The sequence below is a fragment of the Microbacterium sp. UFMG61 genome (genome assembly GCF_015354505.1).
Classification (GTDB): Bacteria; Actinomycetota; Actinomycetes; order Actinomycetales; family Microbacteriaceae; genus Microbacterium.
Genome location: NZ_JACAFP010000011.1, coordinates 56,883 through 77,323, shown reverse-complemented (window position 1 = coordinate 77,323; position 20,441 = coordinate 56,883). Strand labels below are relative to the sequence as shown.

Below are 20,441 nucleotides of genomic sequence, written 5' to 3'. Positions count from 1 at the left end.
ATGCTTTCCTTCATCGTCCGGCGCATCCTCGCCGGCATCGTTCTGGTCTTCGTGATCTCGACGGTGACGTTCCTTCTCATCTATTCGACCGCATCCGACGTCGCTCGGAACATCCTCGGCGAGAGCGCGACAGCCGAACAGGTCGTGGCCAAGACCGCGGAGCTGGGTCTGGACCGACCCCTGCTCGCGCAGTATCTGTCGTGGCTCACCGACGCGGTCCGCGGCGACTTCGGCGCATCGTGGTTCACGAGCGAACCTGTCTCCCAGATGGTCGCGAACCGGCTGCCCGTCACGCTGTCGATGGTCATCCTCGCCGTGGTGGTGACGGCGATCATCAGCGCTGTCCTCGGCGTGACTGCCGCCGTGCGCGGCGGAGCCGTCGACCGGCTCTTGCAGTTCGTCTCCGTGGCAGGCTTCGCCCTTCCCAACTTCTGGGTTGCGCTGATGCTGGTCATCGTGTTCGCGCTGAACCTGAAGCTCCTGCCGGCCACAGGGTATGTCCCGTTCGAGGTGGATGCCCTTGCATGGGCATCCTCACTCGTGCTCCCGGTGACGGCCCTCGTCATCGGAGGAATCGCCTCCGCCGCCCAGCAGATCCGCGGGGCCTTCATCGATGTGCTGGAGCTCGACTATGTGCGCACACTCCAGGCGGGCGGCCTCAGCCGTCGATCAGTCCTGCTCCGGCACGTGCTTCGCAACGCCGCTCCGCCGGCCCTCACGGTGCTCTCCCTGCAGTTCATCGGGCTCTTGGGCGGCGCCGTCGTGATCGAGCGCATCTTCGCGATCCCGGGTCTCGGGACGCTCACCGTCAACTCCTCCATCCAGGGCGACATCCCGGCCATCATGGGCATCGTCGTCGCTCTCGTCATCGTCGTCGTGATCGTGAACCTGTTGATCGACCTCGCGAACGGCTGGATCAACCCGAAAGCGAGACTTCAGTGACCAGCGCTCCGAATACCGTGGCCCTGGCCACGACGCCGACCGCGCGAGTGTCCTTGACGCGCGCCGTCCTCCGCAATCCCCTGGGAATCGTCGCCGTCATCATCCTCGGCTTCGTCATCCTCCTCAGCATCATCGGCCCGTTCCTGACACGACACTCGCCGACGGCGGTCGACATCGAGCTCATCCTCGCCCCTGCCGGTGGCGAGTATCTGCTGGGCGGCGACGGCGCCGGACGCGACATTCTCAGTCGGCTGGTCGCGGGTGGGCGAAACACCCTCATCGGTGCGCTGATCGCCGTATCGATCGCGCTCGTGCTGGGGACGACCGCTGGCCTCATCGCCGGGTACTTCGGACGCGCGTTCGACGGGATCGCCAGCTGGGTCTCCAACGTGATCTTGGCCCTTCCAGCCATGATCGTGCTCCTCGCGTTCTATCAGAGCCTGGGCGGTTCGGTGTACGCCAGCATGGCCGTCTTCGGCGTGATGCTCACTCCCGGTTTCTTCCGTCTCGTGCGCAACCAGGTGCTCTCGGTGAAGCGTGAGCTGTACGTCGACGCGGCGCGGGTGGCAGGGCTCAGCGACGTCCGCATCATCGTCCGTCACATCCTTCGGGTCGTGCGGTCGCCCATCATCATCCAGACGGCCATCGTCGCCGGCATCGCGATCATCATCCAGTCCGGACTCGAGTTCCTCGGACTCGGCGACCCCAGCACACCGACCTGGGGAGGGATGCTGCAGGACGCATTCACCAACATCTTCATCGCTCCGATGTCCGTGCTCTGGCCTGGACTCATGATCTCGATCACCGTGGCTGCGCTGGTGCTGCTCGGAAACGCCATCAGGGACTCGCTCCAGGGACGGCGCGTCGCCGGCGCGCTGCCCGCGCGGCGGGGATCGGATTCCCTGCCGACGCCGGACGGTCCGGGCGATTCGGAGAAGCTGCTCTCGGTTCGCGGGGTGAGCATCGCCTACGGGAGCGAGGATTCGCCGACCGTCGTCGTGCACGATGTCGGGTTCGACGTCAGCGAGGGAGAGATCGTCGGCGTCGTCGGAGAGTCGGGGTCGGGCAAGACCCAGACCGCCTTCTCGCTTCTCGGACTGCTTCCCCGAGGCGGGCGAGTGGTGGCGGGATCGATTCGGTACGACGGTCGAGAACTCGCCGGCGCCGGTCAGGACGTCTTCCAGCAACTCCGAGGCAAGGGCATCGCCTATGTGCCTCAAGAGCCGATGAGCAATCTGGACCCCTCGTTCCGGATCGGGTATCAGCTGGTCGAGCCGATGAGGGCCGTACTCGGACTCTCGGCTGCGGCAGCGCGCTCTCGTGCCCTCGAGCTGCTTGCGCGAGTGGGCATCAACGATCCCAAGCGGACATTCGACGCCTATCCGCACGAGATCTCGGGAGGGATGGCACAGCGGGTGCTGATCGCGCGAGCGGTCTCCTGCAACCCTCGTCTGCTCATCGCCGACGAGCCTACGACCGCCTTGGATGTCACCGTGCAGGCGGAAGTGCTCGATCTGCTGCGCGAGCTGCAGCGTGAATCCGGTATGGGTGTGATGCTCGTGACCCACAATCTCGGTGTCGTCGCAGATATCTGCGACCGCGTCGTCGTCATGCAGCACGGCCGGGTGGTCGAGCAGGGCGAGGTGGAAGAGATCTTCAAGAATCCGCAGGATCCGTACACTCGGATGCTGCTCGGATCGACGCTCGACGGCGTCGATGCACGCGGCCCGTTGGCGACCGCACGAGAGGAACGGTGATCGCCGTGAGCGAGAACGTGGAACGAGACCGACTCCTCGATGTGAAGGACGTCGTCGTGGAGTTTCCGATGAAAGGATGGCGGAAGCCGCCGTTCCAGGCCCTGCACGGGGTGTCCATCGATATCCGTCCCGGAGAGACCCTCGGTCTGGTCGGCGAATCCGGGTCGGGAAAGACGACGCTGGGACGAGCCGTGCTCGGTCTCGTTCCTGTCGCCCGCGGCTCCATCGACTTCGACGGCCGGGACATCGCCGAGCTGAGCCCGCGGCAGCGTCGCGACCTCTCGGATGACATTCAGGTCGTCTTCCAGGACCCGTACAGCTCGCTGAACCCGGCGATGACGATCGGCGACATCCTCGGTGAGCCGCTGCTGCGCAAGCGGGTCAGCGCGGCAGATGGACGTGCGCGTATCAAGGAACTGCTCGATGCGGTGAATCTGCCTGGGGACGCGGTCGATCGCTATCCCAAAGAGTTCTCCGGAGGGCAGCGTCAGCGTATCGCGATCGCGCGAGCGTTGGCGCTCGAACCTCGCTTGATCGTGTGCGACGAGCCGGTCTCGGCCCTCGATCTGTCGACCCAGGCACGGGTGCTGGATCTGCTCATCGAGATCCAGGAGCGCACAGGCGTGTCGTATCTGTTCATCTCCCACGATCTGTCGGTGGTGCGCGCGATCAGCCATCGCGTCGCAGTCATGTATCGCGGAGACATCGTGGAGTTCGGCGACGGTGACAAGCTGACCGCCGCTCCCGACCACGAGTACTCCCAGCGGCTCCTCATGGCCGCGCCGATCGCCGACCCGGTCATGCAACGTGACCGTCGAGAGGAACGACGTCGGTTCCTCGATGCACAGTCGATCGGTATCCAGCAGGAAGAAGTCATGTGATGAAAGCCATCGTGGTCATGTTCGACAGCCTCAACCGGAGAATGCTGCCGGGGTACGGCGGGCTCGACGTCAAAGCCCCCAACTTCGAGCGTCTCGCAGAGCGCACGGCGAGCTTCGATCAGTGCTACGCCGGGAGCATGCCGTGCATGCCGGCTCGGCGGGAACTGCACACCGGGCGGTACAACTTCCTTCATCGCTCCTGGGGTCCGCTCGAACCGTTCGACGACTCCGTGCCCGAGATGCTCAAGAAGTCCGGCGTCTACACGCACATGGTGACGGACCACCAGCACTACTGGGAAGACGGCGGGGGAACGTACCACAACCGGTTCAACAGCTACGAGTTCTTCCGCGGTCAGGAGGGTGACCTGTGGAAAGGGCACGTCGCCGATCCGACGCCGCCGGAGAACCTCAACCCGAAGCACTTCCTGTCTCGTCAGGATTGGATCAACCGGCAGTATCTGCAGGACGAGGCGGATCATCCGCAGACGCTCACCTTCGATGCGGGGCTGCAGTTCATGCAGACCAACCTCGACGAAGACAGGTGGCTGCTGCATCTGGAGACCTTCGATCCGCACGAGCCGTTCTTCAGCTACGACCGCTATCGGGAGGCCTACGGAGCGGAAGGGCTTGAGGCCGAAGCGACCTTCGATTGGCCCTCGTACCGCCGCGTCACGGAGTCGCAGGCGGAGGCGGAGAGCGCGCGGGATGCGTACATGGCACTCGTGACCATGTGCGACAACTCCCTGGGGCGGGTGCTGGACTTCATGGATGAGCACCGCATGTGGGATGACACGCTTCTGATCGTCTGCACCGATCACGGCTTCCTCCTCGGCGAGCACGGTTGGTGGGGGAAGTCGGTCATGCCCTGGTACGACGAGACGATCCATACTCCTCTCTACGTCTGGGACCCGCGCGCCGGTATCCGTGGAGAGCGGCGCAACAGCCTCGTCCAGACGATCGATGTCGGTCCGACTCTGCTCGACTACTTCGACCTCGAGCGCACGCCGGACATGCAGGGCCGATCACTCGCAGACACCGTTGCGACCGACGAGCCGATCCGAGACGCCGCGTTGTTCGGCGCGCACGGCGGGCACGTCAATGTGACGGACGGGAGATATGTATACATGCGGTCGAGCGCCACCCTTGATAACGAACCGCTCTTCGACTACACCCTCATGCCCACCCACATGCGCGGACGATTCACCGTGGAGGAACTGCGCAGCGCAGAGCTCGTCCCGGGATTCGACTTCACCAAGGGAGTGCCGGTCCTCCGGATCCCCGCGTGGGCTCTCGGGAACCCCGCCGAGTTCGGAACGCTACTGTTCGACCTCGAGAACGACCCCGATCAAGAGGACCCGCTGTGCGACGATGAGCTCGAACTCCGCATGGCTGAACTGCTGGTGGGGGTGATGCGCTCCAGCGATGCGCCGCACGATCAGTTCGAACGGCTCGGACTTCCGGTCTCGGGTCCGGTGACGGCAGAGCATCTGCTGATCCGTTCGCAGTGGCCGGTCATCGAGCGGTCCCGCGTGGTCGCCGCGCGCCGAACGGATTTTCCTGCCGACGCGATCATCGCGGCGACGCCGGTTCGCGAGCTCCTCCAAGACGAGCATCGACGCGAGCTGATCAGTGATCGGATCCCGGCGTTCCGGAGCGAGATGTTTGCCGGATTCGTCGGCGCCGATTCTCTCCTCGTCGCCGCGGCTGCGATCCCCGGAGTCGGACTGGATCAGCTCGAAGAGCTTGAGGAAGAGCTCGCACGGGTGGCTTCGGCATCGAGGCCCTGATCGAGTCTCGCCACCCACAGTGTGTGCTGCTCCTCGAGGAAGGCGATCCATGCGTCCATCGACTGGCGTCCGAACCGATCCATGTCGGCACCGAGCTGCTCGATCAGCAGGCTATCGAATTCGATCGGCCCCGGTTCCCCCTGGTCATCGCGATCCCGTCCGCGGAAGCGGGAGATCTGGTCACGTCGAAAAGCGAGTTCGCGCGTGATGGTCGACACGATCGAAGCTGGCGAGACGGGGCCGAGAAGCGAGATCCGAGCCAGGAAATCGGCTTCCTGCCAGCGAGCGGGCGGTTCGTACTCAGCGTCGGCCAGCCGTCGAAGGTGCTCTGCTCCGGCGTCGGTGACACTGTGGATCTTCGAATCAGGACCCCCCTTGCGAACGACGTCGTGACTGATCAACCCATGCTTCTCCAGTCGCCGCAGCGTCCGGTAGATCTGGGATTGGTCGGCATTGGCGCGGATGAAGATGCCCTCAACGTCGAGCCATTTCTTCAGCTCATATCCGCTGCGGGCGCGGCGCGCGATGAGAGAAAGGAGGATGTCATCGAAGTTCATGTCATCGCCCAGTCTAAGGATGAGGGATCGTGATCGCTCGAACCATCGCCCTGCCGCAGGGCCGTGTTCGCCAGCGCGTGATCGCTGTCGGGAATACGACGGCGATGAGGGTTCGCGGCATCCCGATCGCTCGGGTCGAACGACGCTTTCTTCCTCCGGTCCACGGCGTCGCCTGGGAAGGGATCAGGGACGATGATCCGCATCCCGCGGTAGCTCCCCAGCATCTGCACGCGTTTCGATTCGATGACCCGGGTCCGGTCATCGGCGACGGCCGTGAATGCATCCACGCGTCTGTCTGGAGTCCGGTCGACGTGGGGGGCCTCCCCGTGCTGGTGTGGCTCCATGGGGGAGGCGGCTTCGCGGGCTCGAGTACGGAACGTGATGCTGGGGCGCTGGCGGTGTCGCTCGGCGCCGTCGTGATCGCGCTCAGTTTCCGTGTGGGAGCGTTGGGGCACCTCCATCTGGGGCACGACGGGGCAGGGGAGTACGCGGATTCCGGGAACACCGGGCTGCACGACATCAGGGTCGGCCTCGAATGGGTGCGGCGCAACGTCGAACATTTCGGTGGGGACGCCTCTCGGGTGACGCTCGCCGGGCAGTCCGCAGGGGCCGCGATGGTGGCGACGGTGCTGGCAACCGAGTGGGGCGCCACACTGGTGTCGCGTGCCATCATGCAGAGCGGCACAGCGGAGCGCGTTCACACGGTGGCCCAGGCGAACGCGGTCGCCTCGGTGATGTCCGCCTCGATGGGGGGAGTCGCGCAGCTGATCTCTCGGCCGGAGGCTGACGTGGTCGCCGCCCAGGGGCGACTTCTGCAACGCGCCTCACTGGGCGCATGGGAACTCCCGACGCCGTTCCGGCCCGTCCTCGGTGTTCCCTCTCTCGTTCAGTCGCCGCTGCAGGCGTTCGAGCAGGGCGCTGCGGAAGGGATCCCCCTTCTGATCGGCACCAACCTCCGGGAGGCGGCTCTGATGGCGAGCGTTCTGCCGGCGGCGCGACGTGCGTCAGAGAACGCGGATTCGGGATATCGATCGGCACTCGAGCGGGCTCGCAGGTCCGGTCTCGAGGTCGGCGACGATAGCACCGCCTGGTGCACCGACCGTGCTTATCGTCAGCCGACGGAGCGGATTCTCTCGGCGAGGCTGTCCGCACCAGCACCGACGTACGCCTATCTCTTCACCGGAACACCGCAAGCCGCGCCGGTTCACAATGCCGAGCTCGATCTGCTGTTCTCCCCAGGTGACGAGAGTGAGGTGTCACAACTCGCCGTTCTCTGGCGGGACTTCATTCACGGGGACAGGGAGGTGCTCGGTGAAGTATGGGCGCCCATGGGGCCCGGCCGAGATGTCGCAGTCATCGGGGAGAGAGTCCGCATGCAGATGGATCCGCTCGGTACTCTGCGCGACACCTACAGAGATCCGGAGCGATGATAGGGCGGTCTCTGATCCACCCCGGCGAGTAGCCTGAGCGAGTGACCGAGACTCCACCCTTCAGCCCCACGATCGCGCTGCTCACTGTTGCAGCGCGCTGGCAGGAACGTGTCGCCGATGCGCTGAAGCCGCTCGACCTGACGCTGCGCAAGTACGCACTGCTCGGACACGTCCGTGCCACGCCGGGCATCTCGTTCAGTGAGCTGGCTCGACGATCGCGCATCACGGCGGCGAGCGCCCATATCGCTGTCGGTGCACTGAAGAAGGCGGGATTGGTCACCGACGCCACGGCGCGTGCGGGTGCCGCTTCTCGGCTGGAGGTCACGAGCCGTGGTCAGGACCTGCTCGCAGACGCTGCAGAGCGTGTGGCCGACCTCGATAGAGCATTCTCTCAGGAGCATATAGAGCTCACCGACGCGTTGCGCGTACACATGCTGGCGACGTTTGCGGGCATCGTCGACCTTTAGGTAAACTACAGGTGTGGAACATGCTCTCCTCGCCGTGCACGTCGTCGCCGGCATCCTCTTCATCGGTCCTGTCGCCGTCACCACCAGTCTCTTCCCGCGATTCGCTCCGCAGATCGCCAGTGACGCTTCCGCCACCGATGGCCCGGTAGCGGGGGTGGATGCAGCGAGGGTGTTGCATCGGATCACCCGCACCTACGGCATCCTCGCGCTGTCCGTTCCACTCGTCGGGCTTGCGCTCGCCGCCGTGCAGGGGTGGTTGGGGGAGATATGGATCACCATCGCGATGGTGCTCACCGCGATCGCCGGAGCTCTGCTCGTGTTGCGGATCGTGCCCGCGCAACGAGATGCGCTCGCCTCAGTGCCGGATCGCGGGGGCCTGGGCGGCATGCGGGCGATGACCGGAGTGTTCAACCTGCTGTGGGTCACCGTCGTGGTGCTCATGATCGTTCGGCCGGGTGCAGAATGAAGCCGTTGCTGCGCGCCCTCGAGGTGCTCTCGGTGCTGGAGCTGCTGAGTATCGCGGTCCTGCTCGTGAATCGCTTCTCGGTGGACCTTGACGGAGTCGCCCCGATGATCGGGCCGATCCACGGAGCGCTCTATCTCGCCGTCGCGGTCACGGCGCTGTTCGGCCGTGATCTGCTGCTGCGAACGCGGCTCATGGCGCTGATCCCTGTGCTCGGCGGTGTGCTCACGCTGGTCAATGTGCGAAGGGAAGCTCGTCGGTGACACCGACGCGGCATTTCTTCCGTCGCCCCCGGACGGTCAGCCCGTCGGAAGCGCGAGTGCTGGCGGCGTCCGGCGCGCTCATCGTGGACGTGCGTGGCATGCGGGAGTGGAGGCGGCATCACATACCGGGATCGGTGCTGATACCCCTCGCGCAGCTCGAGGAACGTATGGATGAACTGCCCGCGGATCGGATGCTCATCACGTTCTGCACCGGCGGCCTGCTGTCGAGCGGCGCGGCGAACCTGCTCGCTGAGTTCGGATATGACGCAGCGAACATGACGCGTGGGCTCGTTGGCTGGCGGTCTACAGGAGGCGAACTCGTCGAGGGAGACGCGCTTTCGTGAATCGCTCCGTAGTCGCCCCGATCGCTGCGCGTCATGCGCGGAGGCGAGGTGCTTTCATGTCCAACGGACGCGACGGTGAAGTGAGATGAGGTTGCGCCGGATAGCTGCGATAAGTGGTCTTATCGTCGGTGAACGGCCAGACAAGGAAGTAAAAAGGGGCTGAGTAGGTGAGGGCGCGTTTCCAGTTCTGGTGCGGGGAGTCAGCGCGACACGCGGACATGATGGCGAAGCTGAGAGCGGACGCCCAGGCGGTACGTCGACCGTGCGTGTTGTTCACCGAGGAATACGGTGCGGTCTGCGGTTGAGCCGAGGTCAGGGGGGGGGGTATGGCTGGGCCGTCGAGCTCACGGACGAGGATGAACTGAGGACGCCTGCCGAAATCTGCCGCGGATCCAGCAGGCGTCTATCCTGTTCGCGCGGTACGAGCAGTTGCGAACCGCGCCTGCCGTCGGGGCTGGCCTGGTTGGCGACGCTGCGGCAACAGCAACGATGACGAGCAGCCTCATCGTTGGAGGAGGTCTCGTCGCGGGAATGACGCCGTCCTCGTGCTGCCAGTGGGAGTCGATGCCGAGGGCGCTTCTTCAGCTCGTCCCGGAACACCTGGATGTCGTCTTCCGTGAAGATCCACGCGTGCTGCGACGAGCGGGCGCGGTAGGGCGCGAGGGCGCGGATATTGATCCTGCAGGCGAACGATGAGTAGTCGACGCTGTGGGGGAGATCCCGCCCGGCTTCACGATCGACCTGCCGAGGCGAACCGTGCTGCGAAGAATCCTCAGCCCCCGGCATCCGCCAGAAAGCTGAGCTCGGACGGGTGGGTGAGTCTCCACCACTCGGTGGGCGGGTCGATGCTGCCGGCGATCGTCACGGGTGCGGTGACGGTGTTCGGGCCGGCCGTCCAGGTGACGCTTCCGACGACCGTGCCGTCGCGGTACGTGAGCGGGGTGTCGATGTCGACCGCCACCTCGATCGGGGTGTCCGACCAGGTGAAGATCGACGCGTCCTCGTCGATGACCAGCGTGGCGCTGGATCCCCAGGGCGTCGAGATCGATCCGATCTCCTGCCCTGCGGTCACGACGGGCACCGCGTGGAACCCGGAGCGGATGCTCTCGAGTGCGGCGATCACGCTGGCGTTCACCGAATCGCGCGTCGGTGCCCCGAGGACGACGCCGGTGACGGCGAGCGGAGCGGCCGCGCCCACGTCGAGCGTCGCCGTGTACAGCAGGTTGTGCGTGCCCATGCCCAGGTTCCCGGTCTTCAGCCCCGTGATCCCGACCGTGCCGAGGAGGCCGTTGGTGTTGTACACCGCACCGGCACCGGGGACCGAGATCGACGGGGTCGCGACGATCCGGGCGATAGCCGGATTCGCGGCGGCGAGCCTCGCGATGGACAGCAGGTCGGTGAGCGTGCTCGTGTTGCGCGGACTGATGCCCGTAGGATCCGTGACCGTCGTGCCGGTGAGCCCGTGGGCGGCGAGCCAGTCGCGCGTCGCGCCGAGGAACGCGTTCTGCGATCCGAAGATCTTCGACGAGAGCGCCTCGGCGTAGTTGCTCGCCGAGGGGATGAGCATGACGGCGAGGGCATCGTGCAGCGACATGGCGGTGCCGGTGGGCATCGGAGCGATGGTCGCGTCGAGCACGTAGTACGCGTCGTAGAGATCGTGGTCGGCCTTGTCGAACGTGATGGTCGGCCCGGGGTCGTCCGCCGAGGCGAGCGGCGACGCATCGAGGATGACGAGGGCGGTGATGAGCTTGGTGATGCTCGCGATCGGGAGCGGTTCGCCCGTGCCCGTCGCTGACCAGATGCCGCTCGCCCCCTCGCCCAGATAGGCATCGGCGCCGGCGATGCTGATCGCTGACGCCGTGGCGATCGGCGTCGCGATGGTGGCAGCGGCCCCGACCGGCACCTGCGGTGTGCGGTTGGTCACCGTCGGCGGATTCGTGGGCGCCGTGAGCGCCCACCCGATGTAGCCGCCGGTCACGGCGAGCACGAGGACGAGGCAGACGGCGGTGATGACGAGCCCCCGACGCCTGCGCTTCCTGCGCACCCCGGGATCGACCTGACCGTCGGTGAACTCCTGCTCGTGCGTCATGAGGTCCGCGAAATCGGACAGCGCATCCACCGGGTGATCCGGTGCCGTCATCGAGAGCCCCTCATCGCGCGTCACCTGTCGCTCGCAATCTTCGGAAAAGACCATCCTCGTGGATGCTCGCCGCCGCCGGTATCGGCCGTTCGGGGGACAAGAGTGCGTCGGCCTCGAGCCCAGCCGATCAGAGAATCGGCTGGACTCGATCCGGTGCCCCGCGCCGTCTCAGTCCGCGTCCCCCGAGAAGACGGGGCTGAGGAAGCGGCGCTCGTACCGGCGGATGCACGTCGTCCTGCGCGCGAACTCGAAGGCCTCCACACACTCGGGGTCGGTCTTCGAGGCCGTGCGGTAGACCTCGTACGCGGCGAGGGAGGGGAAGGTGAACAGCGCGAACGCTTCATCGCTGTCGCCCTCGCTCGGCAGGAAGTAGCCGTGGTGGGTGCCGCCGTGCTTCGCGACCAGACGGATCCACCGGCGTCCGTACTCGGTGAAGTCGTCGAGCTTGTCAGGGTCGATCTCGTAGCGCAGGTGAACCGTGATCATGTCGACCAGCTTGGCAGAGCGCGGCGGCGGCACTCCGCTCTTCGTCGGAGTTCGGCGACCACCCGAACCAGCCGTCGTCCGACGCCATCACGCTCCAGTCGCCGCACGCGAAGACCGTCTTGGCGCGCACGGTGATCTCGCTCGCGTCGGAGGTACATGCATCCCTCCGCAGGATGATCCGACCCCGGCCGTGTTCGCGAAGGTACGCTGATCACATGCATGATCAGTCGCCGCCGGCCGTCCGCCCCCTGTGGGCGAGCGTGGCCGACGGGTTCTACGTGGGCAGCCGGGAAGGCACCTTTCTCGGATACGTCGACCGCCAGGTCGACGGCGCATGGCGTGCGTTCGACGCCGCGTCCCGCTCCCTCGGCGACCATGCGGACCACCATCTGGCGATGGCGGCCGTGACCGCCGACGCCGACGACACTGCGGGACAGCAGGAGGATGCCGGATGACCGACGCGAACCCGCTCGTCTCGCTCGTGTACAGCAGCAGTGCCACGCGCCCGTTCGACGAGCGGGAGCTCGCCGAACTGCTGGCCGTGAGTCGAGCGCGGAACAGCGCGAGCGACATCACCGGGATGCTTCTCTACCGGCGAGGCGAGTTCGTCCAGATCCTGGAAGGACCGAGGTCCGACGTCGAAGAGGTGATGGAGAAGATCGGTCGCGATCCACGGCACCACGATGTACGCGTTCTGATCGAAGAGCCCCTGCACGAGCGGCGGTTCGCCGAATGGACGATGGGGTACCAGTCGCTGGTCGCGGCGGACCCTGCGATGGCATCCGGATACCGCGACTCGTTCGACGACCTCCGCGTGGGAGATCACGACATGATCGGCCGCGCGATCATGGAGCTCACGCTGTGGTTCCGCGTTCGGGAGTCGGTCCCGTCGCGCGGCTGAGTTCGAGTGCCCGGCTGAGTTCGAGTGCACGGCGATGCGCCGTCTCCGCGATCCAGGTCTCCGCGCTTCCCCGATACGCCGCGAACTCCCGCGCGTGCGCCCAGATGTGCACGTAGGTCTCCTGCAGCACTTCCTCGGCAGATGCTCGGGCTTCGATCACGCTGAGGATGAGTCCGAACACACGCGCGCACGTGAGGTCGTACAACTGTGCGAAAGCCGTCTGGCTGCCGGAGGCGATGTCGACCATCAGGTCGTCCTCGGTACGCGACGATGCATCCCCGATCAGGGGAGGGATGCGTCGGGTGCTCATGTGCTGATCGTGGCACGCGCGCGGCGACGACAGATGGCTCTTGCGCGCGATGATGGCGAGGTGCTAGCAGCGGCGGAGCGGGCGGAGCGGGCGGAGCGGGCAGCGGGGGAGTGCGCTCAGCCGAGCAGCGTCACCCCGAAACTCGCCACGACGGTGCGCAACTCCGCGAGGTAGCGCTGCGCCTGTTCTGTGAGCGGTATCGCGGAGTGGCCGATCCAGCCGATCTCGATCCGCTCGTCGACGTCGAGGGGGATCGCGACGATCTCGGGGTCGAGGTCGTCGCTGATGATTCCGGTCGAGATCGTGTACCCGTCGAGTCCGATCATGAGGTTGAAGATGGTCGCGCGGTCCGAGACTCTGATCTCCCTCGTGCTCGACAGGGTCGAGAGGATCTCCTCGGCGAAGTAGAAGGAGTTGTTCGCGCCCTGGTCGAACGTGAGCCGCGGCACCTCGGCGAGATCGTCGAGGGTCACTCGATCCCGGGCGGCGAGGGGGTTCTTGCGGGAGATGAAGATGTGCGGCTCGGCGATGAAGAGCGGCCGGAACGCGAGTCCCGAGTCGCGGAGCAGCTTGTCGATGACGTTGCGGTTGAAGTCGTTGCGATACAGGATGCCGAGTTCGCTGCGGAGGGTGCGGACGTCTTCGATGATGTCCCATGTGCGCGTCTCGCGCAGCGAGAACTCGTACTCGGCGGCCTCGGTCGCCTTCACCATCCGCACCATCGCGTCGACGGCGAACGAGTAGTGCTGCGTCGACACTCCGAGCAGGCGGCGCGACGGTGGCCGCCCGAGATAGCGCTGCTCGAGCAGCGCGACCTGCTCGACGACCTGCCGGGCGTAGCCGAGGAACTCCACGCCGTCGGTGGTGAGGGTCACGCCGCGCGCCGACCGGACGAGCAGGTCGCGGCCCACTCGGCCCTCGAGGTCCTTCATCGCCGCCGACATCGTGGGCTGCGCGACGTAGAGCAGATCGGCGGCGGCGCTGATCGAGCCCTCTGCCGCGACCTCGATGTAATAGGTGAGCTGCTGCAGCGTGATGCCGCTCGACCGCCTGACCATAGCCACAGCCTATGCCCTGGCATAGCTCGCGCGCATTACTCGATAGGAGCGGTCTGGCCGCACCATGGAGTCATCCCCTTTTCCGCGAGGCCGAGCCCGGCCGATCAGCTCACCGATTGGCACCCCATGGCGCACGAGTTCACGTTCCGCATCACGACGACCCGGTTCGACGAGGACTACTCGCCCTCGCACGACTCCCGCATCACCACGAACTTCGCCAACCTGGCGCGCGGTGAGCACCGCCAGCAGAACCTTCGCAACGCGCTGACCATGATCGACCGCCGGTTCAACGATCTGGCCCGGTGGGACAACCCGGGCGCCGACCGGTACACCCTCGAGCTCGAGATCATCTCGGTCGCGGTGCAGTTCGCCGCGGAGGGCGAGGACCGGGAGTTCCCCCTGCTCGAGGTGCTGGACATCCAGATCGTCGACCGTCTGACCGGAAAGCGCACGCACGGGATCGTCGGCAACAACTTCTCGTCGTACGTGCGCGACTACGACTTCAGTGTGCGGCTGCCGGCGGCCAGCGAAGCGGCGGGCGGATTCGCCCTTCCCGACGACTTCGGCGATCTGCACGGCAAACTCTTCCAGCACTTCCTCGACTCCGAGGCGTACCGCGAGCGATTCTCGCTGTCGCCGGTGATCTGCATCAGCGTCTCGACGAGCAAGACGTACCGCCGCACCGACAACCACCACCCGGTGCTCGGTGTCGAGTACGAGCAGAAGGACTCGTCGCTCACCGACGCGTACTTCGCCAAGATGGGCCTCTCGGTCCGCTACTTCATGCCGCGTGGCAGCGTCGCGCCGCTGGCCTTCTACTTCCGCGGCGATCTGCTGAACGACTACACGAACCTCCAGCTCATCGGCACGATCAGCACGATGGAGACGTTCCAGAAGATCTACCGACCCGAGATCTACAACGCGAACTCGACCGCGGCGAGCGTCTATCAGCCGACGCTCGAGCAGCAGGACTACTCCGTGACGAAGATCGCGTACGACCGCGAGGAGCGCAGCCGGCTCGCGACCGAGCAGGGCCGGTTCACCGACGAGCACCTCATGCAGCCGCACGGCGAGCTGCTCGAGCAGTGGGCCGCCGGCTACGGCGCCACCGTCGACGACCGTGTGCCTGCCGACGACCTCGTGTCCGTCGCCTGACCGGCCCATCGCCGAGCATCCCTCTCGACGCACCGCCCTTCTCGCCCGACCACCTTCTCGCCCGACCACCTTCTCGCCCGACCGCCTTCTCACCCGACCCTCGGAGAACTCCACGCCATGAACACGCTCCTGCCCACCTCGATCGTCGGCAGCCTCCCGAAGCCGTCGTGGCTGGCCCAGCCGGAGACGCTGTGGTCGCCGTGGAAGCTCGAGGGTGAGGCTCTGGCCGAGGGGCGGAAGGATGCTCTGCGCATCGCCGTGCAGGAGCAGCGCACTGCCGGGCTCGACATCATCAGCGACGGAGAGCAGACGCGCCAGCACTTCGTCACCACGTTCATCGAGCACCTCTCGGGCGTCGACTTCGACCAGCGGGAGACCGTCCGCATCCGCGACCGGTATGACGCGAGCGTGCCGACGATCGTCGGCGCCGTGAGCCGCGAGGAACCGGTCTTCGTCGACGACGCGAGGTTCCTGCGCGCGCAGACCGATCAGCCGATCAAGTGGGCGCTGCCCGGCCCGATGACGATGATCGACACGCTCTACGATCGCCACTACGGGAGCCGTGAGAAGCTTGCCCGGGAGTTCGCGACGATCCTCAATCAGGAGGCGAGGGAACTCGAGGCGGCGGGCGTCGACATCATCCAGTTCGACGAGCCGGCCTTCAACGTCTTCTTCGACGACGTGAGGGACTGGGGCGTGGAGGTGCTCGAGATGGCGGCCGAGGGGCTGCGCGCCGAGACCGTGGTGCACATCTGCTACGGCTACGGGATCAAGGCGAACACCGATTGGAAGGCCACGCTCGGCGCGGAATGGCGGCAGTACGAGACATCGTTCCCTCTGCTGCAGGCCTCGAGCATCGACACCGTCTCGCTCGAGAGCCACCACTCGCACGTGCCGGTGGAGCTCATCGAGCTCATCCGGGGCAAGAAGGTCATGCTCGGTGCCGTCGATGTCGCGGATCACGCGATCGAGACGCCGGAAGAGGTCGCCGAGACGCTCCGCGACGCGCTGCGCTTCGTCGACGCGGACAAGCTCGTCCCGAGCACGAACTGCGGTCTGGCACCACTGCCCCGCGACGTCGCGCGCGGCAAGCTCCAGGCGCTCAGCGCGGGCGCCGCTCTCCTTCGTGAGGAGCTGGCGGGGGCCGCTGCGACCGCGTGAGAGCGGGCTCAGGCATCCCGGGCGTCGGGGTCGCGAGAGGGAGGATCTCGGGTTCGCCGTCGACCCTCAGGCCGCGATGAGTCGGGACGACAGCGCGCGGATCCGCAGGCTGAGTGCGTCGAATGCCTCGTCGAACGCGGCGGGGGTGCCGATGCGGGCCGGGTCGCGCACCGACCAGTGCAGGTCGTCGCGGTTCAGCAGGCTCTCGTGGGCGTCGTCGCAGACCGTGATCACGAGGTCGCCGTCGGTGCGGACCTCGTCGACGTGACGGGGCGGACGGCTCTGATCGATCGCGAGCCCGTGGCGGGCGGCGGCTGCTGTCGCCTGCGGGTTCACGCCTGCGGCGGGCCGGGTGCCGGCGGAGGCGACCTCGATCGCGCTGACGTCGCGCCAGATCGTCTCGGCCAGCTGCGATCGCGCGGAATTCGCGGTGCACACGAACAGCACCCGCCGCGGGGGATCGACGCTGGGCGGCGCGAGCGTGTCGAAGATCTCGGGACGGAGTCCGATGTAGCTGCGTCGCCGGTCGAACTCCGAGCGGGTGCGGCTGATGATCTGTGCGGACTCCAGCACGCCGAGGTGATGTGCGATGAGGTTCGAGCGCAGATCGAGGGCTGATCCGATCTCGGACGACGACAGATCGCCGAGCGTGAGCAGATCGACGATGCGCAGGCGCGTCTGATCGGCGAGGGCGGCGAAGATCGCCGCGCGGCGTTCGAGCTCAGTCATCGTTCCCATCCATACCACGTGGGAGGGGTCGTGTCCATGACTATTGACTCAGTGCTCATTGACCATATTGTTGTCGTCGCGAGGTCGCAGGGGCGGCCTCGGGGAGGAATGGACACCATGGGAATCGGAACCGGAATCGCGCTCGTCGTCATCGGAGCGATCCTCGTCTTCGCGCTCAACATCGACACCGGCGGCTACGTCGACCTCGATCTGATCGGCTATATCCTCATGATCGCGGGAGCCATCGTGTTCCTGATCAGCCTCGTGCTCGTGATGCGCAGCCGTCGCGTGGAGACGGTGGACCGCACCGCCGTCGACCCGGCCACCGGCGAGCGGGTCACGCGCCGCAGCATGCGCAACAACGACCCCATCGCCTGATCCGTCGTGGCAGACGTCGCCCGCGGCACCACGGCCCTGGTCTGGGGTGTCGCGGCGACCCTCGCCTTCGCCGCGCTCCGCGCCGTCGTGGCGATCGGCGGGCATGAGCCGCTGCCGATCGATCACTGGTGGAACGAGCTCATGGGCGCACTCACGAGCGACGTCTGGATCGTCGTGGCCTGGGTGCCCGCCATCGTCGGCGGCACCGTCGGCATGATCGTGATCGGGGCCCTGCTGATCGTCTGGCTGCTCTGGCGGAGACGACGATGGGATGCCGCGACGCTCGCGATCGCGATGGTCGCCGTCGTCGCGATCGGTGCCACGATGGCCGCCGTCATCGGCCGCACGCGGCCCGAGGACTCGCTCGCCGAGAGCGTGGCGACCTCGTTCCCGTCCGGCCATACGGCCGTCGCGACGACCGTCGTGGTGATCCTCGGCCTGATCTTCCGGCGCTGGTACGTGTGGATGCTCGGCGCGATCTGGGTGCTCACGATGATGTGGAGCCGCACCTACCTGCACGCCCACTGGCTCAGCGACGTGGTCGCCGGGATGCTCGAGGGTGTCGCCGTCGCCACGGTCGTCTGGGCGTGCGTCTCGCTTTGGCGTTCCCGCCGCGCCGCGCGCGCGAAGGCGGAGCAGTCACGACACCCTCACGACGACGCTCTGCGAGAAGACCCCCTGCGGGCAGAACCGTCCCGCGAATCTCCGATCGAAAGAAGTGCGCCATGATGAACACCAGTGCGTCGGCATCGTCGACGGCCCGCGCGGCCCAGGACTCCACGGCATTCCGTGTCCTCGCCCGAGTCGGCTACGTCGTGCTCGGCATCCTGCACATCCTGATCGGAGGCATCGCGATCTCGATCGCGACCGGAGGCGGCGGCGAGAACGCCGACCAGGGCGGAGCTCTGCAGCAGATCCAGCAGACGCCCGCCGGCGTCTTCCTGCTGTGGCTGATCGTGCTCGGGCTGCTCGCCCTCGCGATCTGGCAGATCGCCGAGGCCGTCGTCGAGCGCGACCCCGACACGAAGAAGAAGTGGGCGCACCGGGTGAAGTTCCTCGGCACCGCCGCCGCGTACCTGGCGATCGGCGGCACGGCCCTCGTCTACGCGATGGGCGGCCAGTCGCAGTCGTCCGAGTCGTCGCAGTCGTTCAGCGCCCAGCTGCTGGCGGTGCCCGCCGGTGTCGTGCTGCTCGTGCTGGTGGGGCTCGTCGTCGCCGCGATCGGCATCGCGTTCATCGTGCGCGGCATCACTCAGGCGTTCATGAAGAACCTCACACCGCCGAACGGAACGGCGCGACGTGGCATCGTCGCCTTCGGCGTCGCCGGGTACATCGCGAAGGGGATCGCCGTCGGCGTGGCCGGCGTGCTCTTCGTGATCGCCGCGCTCGCGCACGACCCCGAGACCGCGGGCGGACTCGACTCGGCGCTGCGCGCCCTCGCCGGACTCCCGTTCGGCGTCGTGATCCTCTGGATCGTCGGCGCCGGCCTCGTTCTGTACGGCCTGTTCTGCATCGCCCGCGCCCGCTACGCGCGCATGTGACGTCCGTGGACGAGACGGCGGGTGGGCATCCGTAGCGCTCGCTTCGTGGCAAAGCCGATGGCACAAACGGGCGCCCGCACTATCGAATCATCCCGGAAAGTCACGGAATCCCGCTGATAATCTGGCACTTCCGTGGCACATTGCTTGTTTCGCCCTGTTGCAGATCCATACAGTTCCCTCAAGCGAGCGACCCCCCGCCGCCCACGAGAACCCGACCAGCGGTACCCGCACAGCGGGGCATCGGCACCCGACCCGATCGCCGACCCCGCTGCGGAACCGCCAATGGAGGCGACATGACGACCATCTCTGCACCCAGGAAGACGCCGGCCAAGGCGGCGATCGCCTCCTGGGTCGGCACGACACTCGAGTACTACGACTTCGCGGTCTATGGCACGGCGGCGGCGCTCGTCCTGAATCAGCTGTTCTTCCCGCCCGAACTGCCGGAGGGCATCCGCGTGCTCTTGAGCATGGCGACGCTCGCGGTGGGATATGTGGTCCGCCCGCTCGGCGCCTTCATCCTCGGACCGCTCGGCGATCGCTTCGGCCGCAAGTTCGTGATGATGCTGACGCTGTTCGGCATCGGCGTCTGCACCTTCATCATCGGCTGCCTGCCGACGTTCGAGCAGATCGGAGTGCTCGCACCGATACTGCTGGTGGTCATCCGCATCCTCCAGGGGCTCTCGGTCTCGGGTGAGCAGGCGAGCGCGATCTCGATGAGCCTCGAGCATGCTCCTGACAATCGTCGCGGGTTCACCACGAGCTTCGTGACGAGCGGTTCGGCCTCAGGCGGACTCCTCGCCACGGCCGTGTTCATCCCGTTCGCGGCACTCCCGCAGGAGGACCTGCTGAGCTGGGGCTGGCGCATCCCGTTCTGGCTCTCGGCCGTCGTGGTCGTGGTGGCCTACCTGATCCGCCGCAACCTCGAGGAGCCGCCCTCGTTCGTCGAGACGCAGGCGATCAAGGTGCAGCTCGCGCCGATCAAGCAGGTCACGCGCTTCCACTGGGTGTCGATCATCCGCGTCGCCGCCTGCGCCATGATCGCCGGCGTGAGCTACCTCTTCGCGACGTTCTCGGTCGCCTTCGCCACCACCGGGTACGGGCTCGACAAGCCCACCATGCTGTGGGTTCCTGTGCTCGCGAGCCTGCTCGCGCTGCTCTACACCCCGGTCGCCGGCTACATCTCCGACCTCATCGGACGCAAGACGGTCTTCATCATCGGAGCGGTCGGCGCGGGTGTCACGACCGTCCCCTACCTGTGGGCGATCACGCAGGGCGACTGGCCGCTGATCTTCGTGCTCGGCATCCTGTGCAACGGACTCTTCTACTCGACGGCGAACGCGGCATGGCCGGCGTTCTTCGCCGAGATGTTCCCGAACCGCGTGCGCGTCTCGGGCCTCGCCGTCGGCACCCAGATCGGCTTCGCGATCGCGGGCGCCATCGGTCCCGTGGCATCCACCGCCCTGGCCGGCGACGACCTGAAGAGCTGGGGCGGTCCGGCTCTGCTCGGAATCGGCCTCATGCTGATCGCGGTGATCTCGGCGCTCACCGCCAAGGAGACGCGTCGTTATTCGCTCGACGAGGTCGACGACGTGCAGCAGACCCAGAAGGAGAAGGATGCCGTGACGGCGTCCATCCTGATCCCCTGATCACGGGGTGCAGCAGGCAGGAGGGCTCAGGATGCCGACGGCATC

Annotated in this window: 23 protein-coding genes; 17 read left to right on the top strand and 6 right to left on the bottom strand. The window is 66.6% G+C overall.

The genetic code is table 11. The features are described from left to right. The 4 genes from IXW21_RS14295 to IXW21_RS14280 all read left to right on the top strand — a co-directional run bounded on the left by IXW21_RS14295 (position 1) and on the right by IXW21_RS14280 (position 5,367). The gene (locus tag IXW21_RS14295) at positions 1-942 is read left to right on the top strand and encodes an ABC transporter permease (RefSeq protein WP_194764927.1); all 942 of its coding nucleotides are present in this window, start codon (positions 1-3) and stop codon (positions 940-942) included. Further along, positions 939-2,699, top strand: coding sequence for a dipeptide/oligopeptide/nickel ABC transporter permease/ATP-binding protein (locus IXW21_RS14290; RefSeq protein ID WP_194764926.1), 1,761 nt, complete (start codon positions 939-941; stop codon positions 2,697-2,699). Before IXW21_RS14295 ends, IXW21_RS14290 begins: the two co-directional genes overlap by 4 nt. Before the next feature lie 68 nt (positions 2,700-2,767). After that, positions 2,768-3,580 carry an ATP-binding cassette domain-containing protein gene (locus tag IXW21_RS14285; RefSeq protein ID WP_194765043.1) on the top strand — a complete coding sequence of 271 codons (813 nt, stop codon included), beginning with the start codon at positions 2,768-2,770 and terminating at the stop codon, positions 3,578-3,580. After that, entirely contained in the window at positions 3,580-5,367 is a 1,788-nt protein-coding gene (locus IXW21_RS14280) for a sulfatase (protein WP_194764925.1), read from the top strand. Before IXW21_RS14285 ends, IXW21_RS14280 begins: the two co-directional genes overlap by 1 nt. Here IXW21_RS14280 and IXW21_RS14275 read toward each other — a convergent pair. Beyond that, on the bottom strand, positions 5,310-5,924 hold the full coding sequence (locus tag IXW21_RS14275; protein WP_194764924.1) for a PadR family transcriptional regulator: 615 nt from the start codon (positions 5,922-5,924) through the stop codon (positions 5,310-5,312). The genes IXW21_RS14280 and IXW21_RS14275 overlap by 58 nt on opposite strands. A 29-nt stretch (positions 5,925-5,953) precedes the next feature. On the opposite strand from IXW21_RS14275, the gene IXW21_RS14270 reads away from it, so the two are divergent. The 5 genes from IXW21_RS14270 to IXW21_RS14250 are packed head-to-tail and all read left to right on the top strand — an operon-like array spanning position 5,954 to position 8,891. Continuing rightward, positions 5,954-7,354, top strand: a complete 1,401-nt coding sequence (locus IXW21_RS14270) for a carboxylesterase family protein (protein ID WP_194764923.1) — start codon at positions 5,954-5,956, stop codon at positions 7,352-7,354. A gap of 41 nt (positions 7,355-7,395) precedes the next feature. Beyond that, a complete protein-coding gene (locus IXW21_RS14265) occupies positions 7,396-7,821 on the top strand; it encodes a MarR family winged helix-turn-helix transcriptional regulator (RefSeq protein WP_194764922.1) in 426 nt (141 codons plus the stop codon). Between the two features lie 13 nt (positions 7,822-7,834). After that, complete coding sequence (locus IXW21_RS14260) at positions 7,835-8,287, top strand: hypothetical protein (RefSeq protein ID WP_194764921.1); 453 nt, start codon at positions 7,835-7,837, stop codon at positions 8,285-8,287. Then, on the top strand, positions 8,284-8,547 hold the full coding sequence (locus tag IXW21_RS14255) for a hypothetical protein (RefSeq protein WP_194764920.1): 264 nt from the start codon (positions 8,284-8,286) through the stop codon (positions 8,545-8,547). Before IXW21_RS14260 ends, IXW21_RS14255 begins: the two co-directional genes overlap by 4 nt. After that, positions 8,544-8,891, top strand: a complete 348-nt coding sequence (locus IXW21_RS14250) for a rhodanese-like domain-containing protein (RefSeq protein ID WP_323742264.1) — start codon at positions 8,544-8,546, stop codon at positions 8,889-8,891. The genes IXW21_RS14255 and IXW21_RS14250 overlap by 4 nt, the downstream gene beginning before the upstream one ends. A gap of 772 nt (positions 8,892-9,663) precedes the next feature. Here the strand turns inward: IXW21_RS14250 and IXW21_RS14245 are convergent. Next, a complete protein-coding gene (locus IXW21_RS14245) occupies positions 9,664-11,031 on the bottom strand; it encodes a D-alanyl-D-alanine carboxypeptidase family protein (RefSeq protein ID WP_194764919.1) in 1,368 nt (455 codons plus the stop codon). Between the two features lie 168 nt (positions 11,032-11,199). Beyond that, entirely contained in the window at positions 11,200-11,517 is a 318-nt protein-coding gene (locus IXW21_RS14240; RefSeq protein WP_194764918.1) for an NIPSNAP family protein, read from the bottom strand. A 215-nt stretch (positions 11,518-11,732) separates the two neighbouring features. On the opposite strand from IXW21_RS14240, the gene IXW21_RS14235 reads away from it, so the two are divergent. Together IXW21_RS14235 and IXW21_RS14230 are read left to right on the top strand one after the other, a co-directional pair. Continuing rightward, a complete protein-coding gene (locus IXW21_RS14235) occupies positions 11,733-11,972 on the top strand; it encodes a hypothetical protein (RefSeq protein ID WP_194764917.1) in 240 nt (79 codons plus the stop codon). Beyond that, positions 11,969-12,418, top strand: a complete 450-nt coding sequence (locus IXW21_RS14230; protein ID WP_194764916.1) for a BLUF domain-containing protein — start codon at positions 11,969-11,971, stop codon at positions 12,416-12,418. The genes IXW21_RS14235 and IXW21_RS14230 overlap by 4 nt, the downstream gene beginning before the upstream one ends. On the opposite strand, the gene IXW21_RS14225 is transcribed toward IXW21_RS14230, so the two are convergent. Both IXW21_RS14225 and IXW21_RS14220 read right to left on the bottom strand, forming a co-directional pair. Continuing rightward, positions 12,372-12,728, bottom strand: coding sequence for a sigma factor (locus tag IXW21_RS14225; RefSeq protein ID WP_194764915.1), 357 nt, complete (start codon positions 12,726-12,728; stop codon positions 12,372-12,374). The two genes, IXW21_RS14230 and IXW21_RS14225, sit on opposite strands and share 47 nt — an antisense overlap. A gap of 116 nt (positions 12,729-12,844) precedes the next feature. Next, complete coding sequence (locus IXW21_RS14220; RefSeq protein ID WP_194764914.1) at positions 12,845-13,786, bottom strand: LysR family transcriptional regulator; 942 nt, start codon at positions 13,784-13,786, stop codon at positions 12,845-12,847. 126 nt (positions 13,787-13,912) lie between these two features. Between IXW21_RS14220 and IXW21_RS14215 the strand changes: the two genes are divergently transcribed. Both IXW21_RS14215 and IXW21_RS14210 read left to right on the top strand, forming a co-directional pair. Next, entirely contained in the window at positions 13,913-14,941 is a 1,029-nt protein-coding gene (locus IXW21_RS14215) for a DUF1852 domain-containing protein (RefSeq protein ID WP_194764913.1), read from the top strand. Between the two features lie 117 nt (positions 14,942-15,058). After that, the gene (locus IXW21_RS14210) at positions 15,059-16,102 is read left to right on the top strand and encodes a methionine synthase (protein WP_194764912.1); all 1,044 of its coding nucleotides are present in this window, start codon (positions 15,059-15,061) and stop codon (positions 16,100-16,102) included. 66 nt (positions 16,103-16,168) lie between these two features. Here IXW21_RS14210 and IXW21_RS14205 read toward each other — a convergent pair whose 3' ends face one another. After that, positions 16,169-16,831: an ArsR family transcriptional regulator gene (locus tag IXW21_RS14205; protein ID WP_228528574.1), complete on the bottom strand. Its 663-nt coding sequence runs from the start codon at positions 16,829-16,831 to the stop codon at positions 16,169-16,171. 117 nt (positions 16,832-16,948) lie between these two features. Between IXW21_RS14205 and IXW21_RS14200 the strand changes: the two genes are divergently transcribed. The 4 genes from IXW21_RS14200 (at position 16,949) to IXW21_RS14185 (ending at position 20,396) form a co-directional block, all read left to right on the top strand. Continuing rightward, positions 16,949-17,209 (top strand): DUF6458 family protein, encoded by a 261-nt coding sequence (locus IXW21_RS14200; protein WP_194764910.1) that lies wholly within the window; start codon positions 16,949-16,951, stop codon positions 17,207-17,209. A gap of 6 nt (positions 17,210-17,215) precedes the next feature. After that, the gene (locus IXW21_RS14195) at positions 17,216-17,938 is read left to right on the top strand and encodes a phosphatase PAP2 family protein (protein WP_194764909.1); all 723 of its coding nucleotides are present in this window, start codon (positions 17,216-17,218) and stop codon (positions 17,936-17,938) included. After that, entirely contained in the window at positions 17,935-18,750 is an 816-nt protein-coding gene (locus IXW21_RS14190) for a DUF1206 domain-containing protein (protein WP_228528573.1), read from the top strand. The genes IXW21_RS14195 and IXW21_RS14190 overlap by 4 nt, the downstream gene beginning before the upstream one ends. Positions 18,751-19,043: 293 nt before the next feature. Next, complete coding sequence (locus IXW21_RS14185; RefSeq protein WP_194764908.1) at positions 19,044-20,396, top strand: MFS transporter; 1,353 nt, start codon at positions 19,044-19,046, stop codon at positions 20,394-20,396. Positions 20,397-20,441 lie beyond the last annotated feature (45 nt).

Coding starts and splice junctions, on each gene's coding strand:
- IXW21_RS14295 (WP_194764927.1), top strand. CDS start 1: ATGCTTTCCTTCATCGTCCGGCGCATCCTCGCCGGCATCGTTCTGGTC.
- IXW21_RS14285 (WP_194765043.1), top strand. CDS start 2,768: ATGAAAGGATGGCGGAAGCCGCCGTTCCAGGCCCTGCACGGGGTGTCC.
- IXW21_RS14280 (WP_194764925.1), top strand. CDS start 3,580: ATGAAAGCCATCGTGGTCATGTTCGACAGCCTCAACCGGAGAATGCTG.
- IXW21_RS14275 (WP_194764924.1), bottom strand. CDS start 5,924: ATGAACTTCGATGACATCCTCCTTTCTCTCATCGCGCGCCGCGCCCGC.
- IXW21_RS14255 (WP_194764920.1), top strand. CDS start 8,284: ATGAAGCCGTTGCTGCGCGCCCTCGAGGTGCTCTCGGTGCTGGAGCTG.
- IXW21_RS14245 (WP_194764919.1), bottom strand. CDS start 11,031: ATGACGGCACCGGATCACCCGGTGGATGCGCTGTCCGATTTCGCGGAC.
- IXW21_RS14240 (WP_194764918.1), bottom strand. CDS start 11,517: ATGATCACGGTTCACCTGCGCTACGAGATCGACCCTGACAAGCTCGAC.
- IXW21_RS14235 (WP_194764917.1), top strand. CDS start 11,733: ATGCATGATCAGTCGCCGCCGGCCGTCCGCCCCCTGTGGGCGAGCGTG.
- IXW21_RS14230 (WP_194764916.1), top strand. CDS start 11,969: ATGACCGACGCGAACCCGCTCGTCTCGCTCGTGTACAGCAGCAGTGCC.
- IXW21_RS14225 (WP_194764915.1), bottom strand. CDS start 12,728: ATGAGCACCCGACGCATCCCTCCCCTGATCGGGGATGCATCGTCGCGT.
- IXW21_RS14220 (WP_194764914.1), bottom strand. CDS start 13,786: ATGGTCAGGCGGTCGAGCGGCATCACGCTGCAGCAGCTCACCTATTAC.
- IXW21_RS14215 (WP_194764913.1), top strand. CDS start 13,913: ATGGCGCACGAGTTCACGTTCCGCATCACGACGACCCGGTTCGACGAG.
- IXW21_RS14210 (WP_194764912.1), top strand. CDS start 15,059: ATGAACACGCTCCTGCCCACCTCGATCGTCGGCAGCCTCCCGAAGCCG.
- IXW21_RS14205 (WP_228528574.1), bottom strand. CDS start 16,831: ATGACTGAGCTCGAACGCCGCGCGGCGATCTTCGCCGCCCTCGCCGAT.
- IXW21_RS14200 (WP_194764910.1), top strand. CDS start 16,949: ATGGGAATCGGAACCGGAATCGCGCTCGTCGTCATCGGAGCGATCCTC.
- IXW21_RS14190 (WP_228528573.1), top strand. CDS start 17,935: ATGATGAACACCAGTGCGTCGGCATCGTCGACGGCCCGCGCGGCCCAG.
- IXW21_RS14185 (WP_194764908.1), top strand. CDS start 19,044: ATGACGACCATCTCTGCACCCAGGAAGACGCCGGCCAAGGCGGCGATC.